Genomic DNA, 12358 nt, shown 5'->3' with positions numbered 1-12358 from the left:
TTGGGGCGATGTCGGAAAGCACCGCGATGGTTATCGTCGTTATTTAAACCGAACTTATTTACAGAAAATAAAGGGGGATTTATTTACTCCCCCTTGTTGGCTTAGAGCTGAGAACGGCCTTTGTTTGCGGCAATCCGCAAGCGCAGTGCATTCAGCTTGATAAAGCCCTCTGCATCTTTCTGGTTGTAGGCGCCGGCATCGTCTTCAAAAGTGGCGATGGCCTCATCAAACAGAGAATTGTCTGATTTGCGCCCCACTACGACCACATTGCCCTTGTAGAGTTTCAAACGCACAGTGCCATTTACAAATGCTTGAGATTCATCAATGGCCGCTTGCAGCATACGGCGCTCAGGGCTGAACCAGTAACCGTTGTACACCAGCTTGGCGTAACGGGGCATCAGCTCGTCTTTCAGGTGAGCCGCTTCACGATCCAAAGTAATAGACTCAATGGCGCGGTGAGCGCGCATCATTACGGTGCCGCCGGGGGTTTCGTAACAGCCGCGTGACTTCATGCCTACGTAGCGGTTCTCAACCAAGTCCAAGCGACCAATGCCATTGGCGCCGGCAATTTTGTTCAGCGTAGCCAGCATCGTGGCGGGGCTCAGTTCTTCGCCGTTCAGCGTAACCGGGTCGCCATTGCGATAACCCAGCTCAATATAAGTGGGTTGATCCGGTGCAGCCTCAGGGCTCACGCTCCAGCGCCACATATCTTCCTCTGGTTCCCAGTATGGGTCTTCCAGATTGCCGCCCTCGTAGGAGATGTGCAGCAGGTTGGCATCCATAGAGTAAGGCGATTTCTTCTTTTTATTGGAGAAATCAACCGGGATATTGTGCTTTTCACAGTAGGCCATCAGCGTTTCACGGGAAGTCAGATCCCACTCACGCCAAGGCGCAATCACTTTAATACCGGGCTTGAGCGAGTAGGCGCCCAATTCGAAACGCACTTGGTCATTACCTTTACCCGTTGCGCCGTGAGAAATGGCATCAGCACCGGTTTCGTTAGCAATTTCAATCAGACGCTTGGCAATCAGCGGACGGGCGATTGAGGTACCCAGCAGGTATTCACCTTCGTAAATCGCATTGGCGCGGAACATGGGGTAAACGAAGTCGCGTACAAACTCTTCGCGCAGATCGTCGATGTAAATTTCTTTAACACCCAGTGCTTCGGCCTTGGCGCGGGCGGGCTCGACTTCTTCGCCCTGACCGATATCCGCCGTAAAGGTCACCACTTCGCACTGATAGGTTTCTTGCAACCAGCGCACGATTACTGAAGTATCCAGACCACCTGAATAGGCCAGAACAACCTTGTTTACATCCGACATTGACGACTCCGATCGACTTGTGAGCCCTGATTCCGCGCGCCGGGGCGGTACAAAAATAAGATGCGCGGGTACGGCAAAAATAAAAGCCGCTCATTCTACCGATGTTTAGCAGTAGACGCCACGCCCAGCCGCCGCCCCCAGCCCTTTGTGCCGATAAAACAGCAGATCGAGTCAGGTCGGGGCCTCACGCCCCATTTCAGTGCCCTAAATTTCTCTCCAAAAAGGGCGCAAAAATAACAAAAAATAGCCTGAAAAAATTCGCATTCAGGGATTGACGCACCGCCCACTCTGCCCAAAAATTGCGATTTTTCACACTCATACCGGAAGCGCCTCCCTGGTGTTAGAAATCATCGATGTTTCCCGCAGCTTTGGCGACTTTCGCGCGCTGGATCAAGTCAACCTAAAAATCGAGAGCGGTGAGTTTTTCACCCTGCTCGGCCCCTCTGGTTGCGGCAAAACCACCTTGCTTCGCTGCATTGCCGGATTCGAGCAAATCGACAGCGGCAAAATCCTTTTGGATGGCCGCCCACTCACCGATATCGCGCCAGAAAAACGCCCGATCCACACGGTATTCCAGAGCTATGCCTTATTTCCGCATATGACCGTAGCGGAAAATATCGCCTTTCCACTGCGCATGGCCAAACTGGATAAAACCGAGATCAGCCGCCGCGTAGCAGAAGTATTGGAAGATGTACGCCTACCCGATAAGGCCAATCACTACCCCGACGCCCTTTCCGGCGGCCAAAAACAGCGCATTGCCATTGCCCGCGCACTGGTAAATCGCCCGCGTCTGCTGTTATTAGACGAACCGCTCTCCGCGCTGGATGCCAAGCTGCGCGAGCAAATGCAGATTGAGCTAATTAACCTGCAACAGGAAGTCGGTATTACCTTTATTTATGTCACCCACGACCAAGGCGAAGCGCTGGCGCTGTCGCACCGCATTGCGGTAATGAATCAGGGCAATATCAGCCAGATCGACGAACCCTCGGTGATTTACAGCTATCCCAAAAATCGTTTTGTGGCGGACTTTATCGGCCAGTGCAATTTGATTGAAGGCCGCCTTGAAGGCTGGGAATCCGGCTGGCGTTTCGCCATTCCCGGTTTGGATAGTATTCCAGTACAAAACAACAACGAAGCTTTTAGCTCTGGCCAAGATTGCGCGCTGAGTTTACGCCCGGAAAAAATCCGCCTTGCCAGCCGCTTGGATGCCAGCCCCGACGAATGCCTGTTCAGCGGCACCGTGCACGATATGCTCTATCTTGGCGATGTCACCGTATATATCGTTGAGCTGGGCAACGGCCTGCAAGTAGAGGCACTGCTAGCTAATAGCGCACCAGGCCGTACCCGCCTGTTTGAAAAGGGCGATGCAGTTCAGATTGCCTGGCGCCACGACGCCGGACATTTGGTGAATTAAGCGTGAGTCGCGCGCTGCCCAAACTGTCGGCCAAGACCCTATTGAGTCTGCCCCCCGCCGCTTATCTATTCCTGCTGTTTGCCCTGCCCAGCCTGATGATGCTGTTCGCCTCGTTTCGCTACCCCGGCGAATACGGCGGTTTGGCACCGTGGTATTACCTAGAGGAAGGCAGCCTTAGCTTTGACCTCACCTTAGAAAACTGGCTGCGCCTGTTCGAGAGCGATATTTATCTCGGCCTGCTGATTAAATCGCTATTTATCGCCCTGCTCACCACGGCGATTTGCGCGCTCATGGCCTACCCGGTTGCGCTCACCATTGCCCGCGCCCGCAAAGGCCGCCGGGAACTGTTATTGCTACTGGTGATTCTGCCGTTCTGGAGTAATTTTCTGGTGCGAATTTACGCTTGGATGATTATTTTCAGCCCGCAGGGCGCAATGACGATTGCGATTAACGAACTGCGCGCGCTGTTCGATCTCGCTCCGATTTCACTGATGTTTAGCAATGTCGCCGTTATCACCTGCCTGGTATATGTGCACCTGCCATTTATGATTCTGCCGCTGTACGCGAATTTGGAAAAACACGACCCGCGCCTGCTGGACGCGGCGCAAGATTTAGGTGCCAGCCGCAGCCAACGCTTTTGGCTCATCACTTGGCCGCAGGCTTTACCCGGCCTTTTTGCCGGCGCGGTACTGGTGTTTATTCCCTCGCTGGGCATCTTTGCCATTCCCGATCTACTCGGCGGCACCGACGGCATTATGATCGGCAATGTCATCAAGCAGCAGTTTGTCGAATCCCGCGATTGGCCCTTCGGTAGTGTACTGTCGTTAGTACTAACCGGCTTTACCCTGTTATTGATTGGCTTGGCTGCGCACTTTGGCCGGGCACGCGGCAGTGAGGGCAAAGCATGAAGTCTGAAAAAAGCCTGATACTGAGCAAATTTTCCGCGAGTCGTGGCAATAAAGGCGTCATCGCCGCTGCGGTTTTGGTGTATTTATTTCTCTACCTACCGCTGGCCGTGGTGGTGATTTTTTCCTTTAACGACTCACGCCTCAATGCCGAATGGGTCGGCTTTACCCTCGACTGGTACCACAAATTATTTAATAACCGCGACATGCTGCAAGCAGCGGGCAACTCGGTTTTAATCGCCTGCATCAGCGCCCTTATGGCCTCGGTGCTCGGCACCTTGGCCGGCATGGCCATTCATCGTTTTCGTCAGAAATGGCTGTCGGCGCTGGTACTTGGCCCGGTCGCCATGCCAGATATTCTGATCGGTGTTAGCTTATTGCTGATGTTTATGCTGCTGAATGTCACGCTGGGCACCGTTTCTATTATTCTGGCCCATGTCAGCTTTTGTATTGGCTTTGTTGCGCTCGCCGTGCAAGCCCGTATGGCCGGCATGGACGACAGCTTAATTGAGGCCGCCCGCGATTTAGGTGCCAGCCCTTGGCAGAGCTTTCGCCTCATTACCCTACCACTACTTCTGCCCGGCATAATTGCCGGTGGCTTAATGGCCTTTACCCTCTCTATTGATGACTTTGTTATCACCTTTTTCACCGCTGGTGTCGGTAGCTCAACCTTGCCATTGGAAATCTACTCCATGGTTAAGATCGCCGTTACGCCAGAGGTAAATGCGGTATCAACTTTGTTGATGCTACTCACCCTGGTGCTGATTCTGGCAATTTCGCGAATCTCACCACAAGCACTGAGAAACTAGGCCCCGGCCACTTTTGAGGATATTCACCGTGAAAAAGTTCGTTTGCTGTTTCGCGTTAACCCTGTGCCAATTTCTGGCACCACAATTGGCCGCAGCGGAAAAAGTGCTGCACCTGTTCAACTGGAATGACTATATTGCCGACGACACCGTTGCCGGTTTTGAAGCGGCCTGTCAGTGCAAACTGGTGCAGGATTATTATTCTTCAACGGAAGAAATGATGGCCAAACTGCTGGCCGGCGGCGGTGATTACGATGTGGTCATCCCCACCCAAAACGCGGTTGAAGCACTGATTAAGCAGGGCTTTTTGATGCCGCTGGACAAAAGCAAGCTGAGCAATATCGGCAATATGGCTAGCGGCTTTTTGAACAAGGCCTATGATCCAGACAATATCTACTCCCTGCCTTACGCTTTCACCACAACCCTGCTGGGCTACAACGAAACCAAGTTGAACGAGTTGGGCCTGAAAGCCGATGACTGGGCATTGATTTTTGACCCTGCCGTGCTGAGCAAAATCAAAGGCAAAGTGACAGTAATGGATGACTCCGAAGAATTGCTGGCCGCCGCCATGCTTTACCTCGGCTACAGCATTAACGACACCGACGAAAAGCATCTGAAAGAAGCGCAGCAAGTTATTATCAAAGCCAAACCTTACTGGGCAGCGTTTAACTCCTCCAGCTATATCAAGGAACTCACCGTTGGCAATATCTGGGTGGCCCACGGCTATTCCAGCGATATGTTTCAAGCCCGAGCCGATGCGATGGATGCAGGCCGCGCCTTCAGTGTGAACTTCGCCCTGCCAAAACAAGGCGCGGTACTGGCGCTGGACAATATGGTTATCCCAAAGAAAGCCCGCAATCCTGAGCTGGCGCTGCAATTCATCAACTTTATGATGGAACCAAAGAACGCCGCCGAACTGACCAATGTCATTGGCACCGGCAACCCCAATGCCGCCGCGACTGAATATATTCTGCCGGAAATTAAATCCATCAGCGCCATCTTTCCGGATGCCGAATTGCAAGCCAAGTTAGACACCCTGGCCGCTCGCACCGCTAAACAGCGCCGCTTCCAAGGCCGCTTGTGGACCGAGATCAAAGTTCGCTAAACGCGATATCGCTTTTCCAAGGCAGCCATTTGGCTGCCTTTTTTATTTCTCACGCGGCAAAACTTGGCAAGTTTAAAATCCTGTCCTATCTTGAAGACAGCAGGCAATGGAACCGCCTGTTTTCTCCAAACCAGCAAAAGGATTTTGCGATGCAGCCACAGCACACTCACACCCTAAAACAACTCTTTCGCACCAGTTGCCTTGGGCTGGCGCTAAGCGCGCTGTCGTCTACTGGCTTCACGCTGGATATCAATACCGCCTCAGCGGAAGAATTAGAAACACTGCGCGGCGTTGGCCCTCAACGCGCTCAAGCCATTGTCGAATACCGCGAGCAGAATGGGCCCTTTGAAAACGCCGAGGATCTCAGCAATGTAAAAGGCATTGGTGAACGCGTTATCACCATGAACAAAAAAGAATTGGAGCTGGAAGCCGCAGCTGCTAAACGCCCCAAATAGCACCCAAAAATAACTCCCCCCTTCCTCCAGCCCATTGTCCCCTCCTCCGCAATGGGCCTTTTTTTTCTTGGTACAGACACGCCCCCAGCTTTAATCAAACCCCTGATTCCTGTAGCATTCAGCCTGAATTCAACAAGGCTTTCTCATGCAAACCCTAGACATTACTCGCCCCGATGACTGGCACATCCACCTTCGCGATGGACTGGCCCTGAAACACACCGTCGGCGATGCCAGCCGCTATTTTGGCCGGGTAATCGTAATGCCGAATCTCACGCCGCCGATTCGCAATTTATCTGAAGCCAAGGCCTATCACGGCCGTATCAGCGCTGAAATTCCCGCAAGTAATACCCACTTTCAGCCGCTGATGGTGCTGTATCTCACCGACAACACCAGCCCGGCAGACATTGCCGAAGCGGCACAGTCTGGTTTGGTTTACGCCTGCAAACTCTATCCCGCTGGCGCCACCACCAACTCCGATTCTGGCGTTACCGATATTGAAAAATTATCGCCGGTACTCGCTGCCATGGAAGAGCACAAGCTGCCGCTGCTGGTTCACGGCGAAGTTACCGATGCTGAGATTGATATTTTCGACCGCGAAGCGGCGTTTATTGATCGCCACCTGCGTCCTATCGTGAGTCGCTTTCCTGCATTGAAAGTTGTGCTGGAGCATATCACCACGGCTGACGCTGCCGCTTTTGTCAGCGATTCACCCAGCAATGTTGCTGCAACTATCACCGCCCATCACTTGCTGTATAACCGCAATCACATGCTGGCCGGTGGCATTCGCCCCCATTACTACTGCTTGCCAATTTTGAAGCGCAACACACACCAGCAAGCCCTGATTGCCGCCGCTACCTCCGGTAGCCCCAAATTTTTCTTGGGCACCGATTCCGCGCCGCATATTCAAAGTAAAAAAGAAACCAGCTGTGGCTGCGCCGGCTGCTATACCGCTCACGCCGCTATCGAGCTGTATGCCGAAGCCTTTGAGCAAGCCAACGCGTTAGATAAACTCGAAGCCTTTGCCAGCTTTTACGGCCCAGACTTTTACGGTTTGCCGCGCAACACCGACACCATCACTCTGAGCAAAACCGCTTGGCAAGTTGCTGAACAACTGCCCTTGGGCGATGACGTACTTCGCCCCTTGCGCGCCGGCGAAACACTGCATTGGCAGGTTGTCTAATGGTGGTTGAACTGGACAATAGCAAAAGCATGATCGCCCAGCGTTTTCGCGGCTTTTTGCCGGTGGTGATCGATGTTGAAACCGGCGGCTTTAACAACCAAACCGATGCCATTTTGGAAGTTGCCGCCACGCTTCTGCGGATGGACGATGCCGGTCAACTCGAACCTGACGAAACCCTGAGTTACCACATCGAGCCCTTTGAAGGCGCCAATCTCGATCCTTCTGCGCTGGAATTTACCGGCATTGATCCCTACGATCCCGCGCGCGGCGCTCAGAAAGAAATTACCGCAATCGGCGAATTGCTAAAGAAAATTCGCCAGCAAGTGAAAGCCTATGACTGCACCCGTGCGGTACTGGTTGGGCACAATGCCCACTTTGACCTTGGCTTTATGATGGCCGCCGTCAACCGCTGCGGAATTAAACGAAATCCGTTTCACCCCTTTTCAGTGATGGACACCGCCACCCTGTCCGGGCTAGCCTATGGGCATACCGTCTTGGCGCGCGCCTGTCAGATTGCTGAAATCGAGTTTGATAACAGCGCGGCGCACAGCGCGGCCTACGACGCCAACAAAACCGCCGAACTGTTCTGCCAAATCGTCAACCGCTGGCAAGACCTCGGCGGCTGGCGCTGGCTATAAGCGCATCAACTATTTGCAGTAACAAACCATAAGGGGATTAACCCCAACACCTTTAACCCCATCAAGCCTGGAGGATAGCAATGGCTTTTGAATTACCAGCCCTGCCTTACGACAAATCTGCACTGGAACCCCACATCTCTGCCGAGACGCTGGATTTCCACCACGGTAAACACCACAACGCCTACCTGGTTAAACTGAACGAACTGGTTCCCGGTAGCGAGTTTGAAGGCAAAACTCTGGAAGAAATCATCAAAACCTCTAGCGGCGTGCTGTTCAACCAAGCTGCTCAGGTTTGGAACCACACCTTCTACTGGAACAGCCTCAGCCCCAATGGTGGCGGCGCACCTGCTGGCGACTTGGCCGCAGCGATCGACAGCGCATTCGGCTCTTTTGAAGAATTCAAAACCGCCTTCAATGCAAAAGCCGTTGGCAACTTCGGTTCTGGCTGGACTTGGCTGGTGAAAAACAGCGATGGCAGCCTGGAAATCGTCAACACCGACGACGCCGACACCCCAATCGCTCGCGACGGTCAAACGCCACTGTTCACCGCCGACGTATGGGAACACGCCTACTACATCGACTACCGCAATGCCCGTCCTAAGTACCTGGAAGCCTTCTGGAATCTGGTGAACTGGGAATTTGCAGCGGCCAACTTCGCGGCTTAAGTCCGGCGCCAACGTTCGGTGCCTTTGGCGTGCTCCACGCCGAAAGCATGATAAAGAGCCTCACTTCGGTGGGGCTTTTTTTTGCCCTAAGCGGGACGGCTTAAGAATTTTTTGTCCCGGCGGGACGGCAAAGAATGGGTTTCGCCCTTCTTGGGCGACTTACTTCTTTTTTCGTGAAAAAGAAGTAAGCAAGAAAACACGCCCCGCATTGCCGCCGATGGCAAACAGCGCCATCGGTACTCTGCGCGCTTTGAACCTGAACGGGCGCTGCGGAACTCTCTTCGCTAACGCTCCGTTCAAACAGTCCTCGCGCTATTTCCGTTCAGATTCTTCAGTGCTCGACGGCCCTGAAGGGGGTGATCGGTGCCACCCCAAACCCCGTCCGAACTCGCCGAACATCGTAGAAATTCAATGAAAGGGGTTCGCGAGGACTGTTTGAACGGAGGCCCAAGTCTTTATTTGGGCCGGAGAGAGTTCCGCAGCGTTTCATTGAATTTTAAGAAGTGAGGGTAGCCGTAGGCCGAGTGAGCGGGGAAGGTTTCTTTTGCTTCGTTTTCTTTTAAAAGAAAATGAAGTCGCCCAAGAAGGGCGAAAACCATTATTATGCCGCCCCTCGGGGCGAAAACAATTCTCTGCTGTCCGCTCAGGACAAAAAAAAGCCCAATTACCTCTCGGCAATTGGGCCTCTTTCAACTGGCTATCTGGCGGCCATAACCGCCAAACCAATTACAGCTTGTCTGAATTCTCAGACAGGTAAGCCGCAACACCTGTTGGTGATGCATCCATACCTTTGTCGCCTTTGTTCCAACCAGCTGGGCAAACTTCGCCGTGCTCTTCGTGGAATTGCAGTGCTTCAACCAGACGAACCAGTTCGTCTACGTTACGGCCCAGTGGCAGGTCGTTAACCAGTTGTGAGCGAACTACGCCTTCTTTGTCGATCAGGAACGCGCCACGGAAAGCCACGCCGCCTTCAGCTTCTACGTCGTAGGCACGGCAAATGTCGTGACGTACGTCAGCTGCCATGGTGTAAGTCACAGGACCGATACCGCCATCTTTGATGGCAGTGTTGCGCCATGCGTTGTGAGTGAATTGTGAATCGATAGAAACAGAAATCACTTCTACGCCCAGCTCACGGAATTTGTCCATGCGGTGGTCCAGAGCGATCAGCTCGGAAGGACATACGAAAGTGAAGTCCAGCGGGTAGAAGAACAGCAGGCCGTATTTACCTTTGATTGCGTCGCTCAAGGTATAGCTATCAACAATCTCACCGTTACCCAGAACTGCCGCGCAAGTGAAATCGGGAGCTGGCTTACCTACTAATACACCCATGTTAAAACCTCCAAGTGGTTATTGATTAGCGCGTTACCGCGCCAGAAACGAAAACTAAAAATTTAGGATCAGCAATATTACACAGGGCGCCGGCAGACTCCAGTTGGAATTACCAATCAGGTTGATAATCACTGCCTATGCAAGCAATTTTTATCCGCAACCGTGCCGCCGGCTTCTGCAATTAACAGTATAAGCACAAATCTTACTCATTCTTAATTGACAACGGTTATCATTTCAATTAACTTTACCAATAAGACAAGTCGCCCCGACGCGCTTACCATTATTGAGATTGAATTGATGTACGTCTGTATCTGCAAAGGAATTACTGACACACAAATCCGCGATGCCGTTGATAACGGCGTGAGCAGCTTTCGTGAGTTACGTCAGCAATTGGAATTAGCCAGTTCTTGCGGCAAATGTGGCACCATGGCGCGGGAAATCTTCGACGAGCATCTGGGCAATTACAATCCCGATCTCTGTTATGCGGTAGCCTAAGCGCTTAACTAGCAAGCAACTAGACAGTTAGAAAACAAAAAGCCCGGTCATCAGTACCGGGCTTTTTTATGGCTGATCTAACGTGCTTTTTTAGGAGAAACATACATATCTATACTGGCGGTAAACACAATTTCACCCGCCTGGTTTTTCACCTCTACCGCCACCGGCACTTCTGATTTTTCACCAACAACTATCTCGCGCATGCTGGCATGGGCGGTCATTTTGCCTTTAGCGGCGGCCAAATAACGCACCTGCATACCCGCAGGAATCCAGCGCATACCGTCAGGCATAGACACTTCAGCCGTTAAACCCGCTGCCGCCTCGGCCAAATTACACAGCGCAATTGCGTGTACGCCGCCCAAATGGTTATGCACTCGCCGGGTGTCGCGCATAGTGACCACACCACGCCCCGCTTCTAACACTTCCCAGCGTGGACTAATGCTAGAAAAATACGGGGTTTTAAAGGAAACGGCTTTAGAGAACAGCATTTTGCCGGCGGGTTTGCCGGAGAGTTTCTGCCAGGTATTGAGCACGGTATTCATGGCACTGCCTTTTTGTAGGGGAATCAGTAGCCAAAACATAGCAGTGGAATTGAACCAAGCCATTGACCGGCTTGACGGGGTATTAAACGCTCTCGGTCAACGCCAGCGGCCGGGCTTGGTAATCCAAATCCAGACGCCCGCCCCCGCAATTGCCAGCAGACACAGGGCGGCAAGATCGACCAGCAACACGCCAACAGTGCCAAACAAACGACCACTGTGAAGGTCTAGCAAAACCCGCTCAAGATTAATGCCCTCACCACGATACTCTGCCAATAACGTGGTTTTTACACTATCAGACGTCGCAACAGATTTGGGGTAGCTCAAGCCTGCCTCAGGCAAGTCAGCGGCGGTAAATTGAAAAGCCAGCGCATCAAAACGATAGGCCCGATCAGCAATGACCCACAACTGCTCTCCGGCCAACGCCAAACCGGTACTCGCCTCTGGCAGCCCTAGCGTGGGCGTGATTTCGTCAAGTAGCGCCGCATCAAACGTCAGCGGATCAACTTGAAACAACGATAAGGTATTACCACACAGTACGGCTAAACCATCAGCTATCGCCAAGGCAGACTTCAATTCACCATCACAGGAGTACAGCAGCTTGTTGTCGAGATAAATCGACCGGCCAATACCGTTCACAATAGGCTTGCCGACCTCAAAACTTTTTATTTCTGGTGTCTCAATACCATATTGCTTGAGTAACCAAGGCGACTGCACAAAACGCTGGTCGAGCTGAAAGGACTCACTGTGATTTAGGGAGATGCCGGTAACCACCCACATGGCAACAAAGCCAATAAGCAACACCCCAACACGGCGGTGCCAGGTGAGCATAAAACGGCGCAAAACCCGATGCATTAGGGCGCGCTCCCTTCAAGAGCCGTGCTTTCAACAGCCAGTTCTTCGCTAGTCAGTTCTTCACTAGTCAAGGATTGATCAAATAACAGCGCCAGACGCGCGACTTTACTCACTGCACGCACCGAGAGGGTCGCACCAGTAATACTGTCGATATGACCACTAAGACGCTGACTACCATCTAAACCCAAGCGATCAAATTGGCGAGTAAAAAACGGATGGCGCACTTCCCAGCCACGGCTTTCGCGGAAGGTCAAAATAGATAGCTGAATTATTTTGCGGTCTTCAACCACCACACCCACGGTAATGGGCTGCTCCTTACCGATTTCATCCAACACCCAAGCCGTACGCTTATCAGACTGCCAATAGCGAATACGCAACCGGGGATAGGCCTGACCGTAATCCTCTCGAATTTGCTGCTTTAAGGTTTCATCCAACCACAGCGTACCCGCCGAAGGTTCCTGATCAGGAAAAGCCCGCTCCAGAAAATCCGGCAAGCTCAGATATTCACCCGCCGCACCACCGGCGCGCGCAAAATCAGAGAACAGTACGCCCGAGAAAATCAGGCTTACAAACACCGTTCCCAGAAACAGAAAAACTGCCGCGAACTTACGCTCGCGACAGCTATCTTTATTGCGGCTATTCAACTGCAA

Annotated in this window: 14 protein-coding genes; 9 read left to right on the top strand and 5 right to left on the bottom strand. The window is 52.5% G+C overall.

Features of this window, described 5'->3' with window-relative positions; translation table 11 throughout:
* Window positions 1-101: 101 nt before the first annotated feature.
* Window positions 102-1322 carry an argininosuccinate synthase gene (locus tag IB286_RS07375; RefSeq protein ID WP_190764057.1) on the bottom strand — a complete coding sequence of 407 codons (1221 nt, stop codon included), beginning with the start codon at window positions 1320-1322 and terminating at the stop codon, window positions 102-104.
* Window positions 1323-1659: 337 nt separating this feature from the next.
* Between IB286_RS07375 and IB286_RS07370 the strand changes: the two genes are divergently transcribed.
* From IB286_RS07370 to IB286_RS07335, 8 genes are all read left to right on the top strand, one after another.
* Window positions 1660-2736, top strand: coding sequence for an ABC transporter ATP-binding protein (locus tag IB286_RS07370; RefSeq protein ID WP_190764055.1), 1077 nt, complete (start codon window positions 1660-1662; stop codon window positions 2734-2736).
* A 2-nt stretch (window positions 2737-2738) separates the two neighbouring features.
* Window positions 2739-3644, top strand: coding sequence for an ABC transporter permease (locus tag IB286_RS07365; protein ID WP_317889722.1), 906 nt, complete (start codon window positions 2739-2741; stop codon window positions 3642-3644).
* Complete coding sequence (locus tag IB286_RS07360; RefSeq protein ID WP_190764053.1) at window positions 3641-4450, top strand: ABC transporter permease; 810 nt, start codon at window positions 3641-3643, stop codon at window positions 4448-4450. The genes IB286_RS07365 and IB286_RS07360 overlap by 4 nt, the downstream gene beginning before the upstream one ends.
* Window positions 4451-4478: 28 nt before the next feature.
* Window positions 4479-5552 carry an ABC transporter substrate-binding protein gene (locus tag IB286_RS07355; RefSeq protein ID WP_190764052.1) on the top strand — a complete coding sequence of 358 codons (1074 nt, stop codon included), beginning with the start codon at window positions 4479-4481 and terminating at the stop codon, window positions 5550-5552.
* A gap of 149 nt (window positions 5553-5701) precedes the next feature.
* A complete protein-coding gene (locus IB286_RS07350) occupies window positions 5702-6007 on the top strand; it encodes a ComEA family DNA-binding protein (protein ID WP_190764050.1) in 306 nt (101 codons plus the stop codon).
* Between the two features lie 145 nt (window positions 6008-6152).
* Complete coding sequence (gene pyrC, locus IB286_RS07345) at window positions 6153-7187, top strand: dihydroorotase (RefSeq protein WP_190764048.1); 1035 nt, start codon at window positions 6153-6155, stop codon at window positions 7185-7187.
* Window positions 7187-7825 carry a ribonuclease T gene (gene rnt / locus IB286_RS07340; protein WP_190764046.1) on the top strand — a complete coding sequence of 213 codons (639 nt, stop codon included), beginning with the start codon at window positions 7187-7189 and terminating at the stop codon, window positions 7823-7825. Before pyrC ends, rnt begins: the two co-directional genes overlap by 1 nt.
* Before the next feature lie 80 nt (window positions 7826-7905).
* Window positions 7906-8490 (top strand): superoxide dismutase, encoded by a 585-nt coding sequence (locus IB286_RS07335; RefSeq protein ID WP_190764044.1) that lies wholly within the window; start codon window positions 7906-7908, stop codon window positions 8488-8490.
* Between the two features lie 726 nt (window positions 8491-9216).
* On the opposite strand, the gene IB286_RS07330 is transcribed toward IB286_RS07335, so the two are convergent.
* Window positions 9217-9819: a peroxiredoxin gene (locus tag IB286_RS07330; protein WP_190764042.1), complete on the bottom strand. Its 603-nt coding sequence runs from the start codon at window positions 9817-9819 to the stop codon at window positions 9217-9219.
* A 297-nt stretch (window positions 9820-10116) separates the two neighbouring features.
* Here IB286_RS07330 and IB286_RS07325 point away from each other — a divergent pair, with 297 nt between their 5' ends.
* Window positions 10117-10314 (top strand): bacterioferritin-associated ferredoxin, encoded by a 198-nt coding sequence (locus IB286_RS07325; protein ID WP_190764040.1) that lies wholly within the window; start codon window positions 10117-10119, stop codon window positions 10312-10314.
* 77 nt (window positions 10315-10391) lie between these two features.
* Here the strand turns inward: IB286_RS07325 and IB286_RS07320 are convergent, their stop codons facing one another.
* From IB286_RS07320 to IB286_RS07310, 3 genes are read right to left on the bottom strand one after another with little or no spacing between them, the layout of a single operon-like run.
* Window positions 10392-10919 carry a hotdog fold domain-containing protein gene (locus IB286_RS07320; RefSeq protein ID WP_223826194.1) on the bottom strand — a complete coding sequence of 176 codons (528 nt, stop codon included), beginning with the start codon at window positions 10917-10919 and terminating at the stop codon, window positions 10392-10394.
* A 33-nt stretch (window positions 10920-10952) separates the two neighbouring features.
* The gene (locus tag IB286_RS07315; protein ID WP_190764038.1) at window positions 10953-11708 is read right to left on the bottom strand and encodes a PepSY domain-containing protein; all 756 of its coding nucleotides are present in this window, start codon (window positions 11706-11708) and stop codon (window positions 10953-10955) included.
* A complete protein-coding gene (locus IB286_RS07310) occupies window positions 11708-12358 on the bottom strand; it encodes an FMN-binding protein (RefSeq protein WP_223826193.1) in 651 nt (216 codons plus the stop codon). The genes IB286_RS07315 and IB286_RS07310 overlap by 1 nt, the downstream gene beginning before the upstream one ends.

Source organism: Spongiibacter pelagi, assembly GCF_014705705.1.
Classification (GTDB): Bacteria; Pseudomonadota; Gammaproteobacteria; order Pseudomonadales; family Spongiibacteraceae; genus Spongiibacter; species Spongiibacter pelagi.
Note: the sequence above shows the minus strand (reverse complement) of the source record. Positions and strands in the feature narration are given on the sequence as shown.

Bases quoted from the DNA above. Each gene is read 5' to 3' on its own strand.
- IB286_RS07375 (WP_190764057.1), bottom strand. From the start codon at position 1,322: ATGTCGGATGTAAACAAGGTTGTTCTGGCCTATTCAGGTGGTCTGGAT.
- IB286_RS07360 (WP_190764053.1), top strand. From the start codon at position 3,641: ATGAAGTCTGAAAAAAGCCTGATACTGAGCAAATTTTCCGCGAGTCGT.
- IB286_RS07350 (WP_190764050.1), top strand. From the start codon at position 5,702: ATGCAGCCACAGCACACTCACACCCTAAAACAACTCTTTCGCACCAGT.
- pyrC (WP_190764048.1), top strand. From the start codon at position 6,153: ATGCAAACCCTAGACATTACTCGCCCCGATGACTGGCACATCCACCTT.
- rnt (WP_190764046.1), top strand. From the start codon at position 7,187: ATGGTGGTTGAACTGGACAATAGCAAAAGCATGATCGCCCAGCGTTTT.
- IB286_RS07335 (WP_190764044.1), top strand. From the start codon at position 7,906: ATGGCTTTTGAATTACCAGCCCTGCCTTACGACAAATCTGCACTGGAA.
- IB286_RS07330 (WP_190764042.1), bottom strand. From the start codon at position 9,819: ATGGGTGTATTAGTAGGTAAGCCAGCTCCCGATTTCACTTGCGCGGCA.
- IB286_RS07325 (WP_190764040.1), top strand. From the start codon at position 10,117: ATGTACGTCTGTATCTGCAAAGGAATTACTGACACACAAATCCGCGAT.
- IB286_RS07320 (WP_223826194.1), bottom strand. From the start codon at position 10,919: ATGGCTTGGTTCAATTCCACTGCTATGTTTTGGCTACTGATTCCCCTA.
- IB286_RS07315 (WP_190764038.1), bottom strand. From the start codon at position 11,708: ATGCATCGGGTTTTGCGCCGTTTTATGCTCACCTGGCACCGCCGTGTT.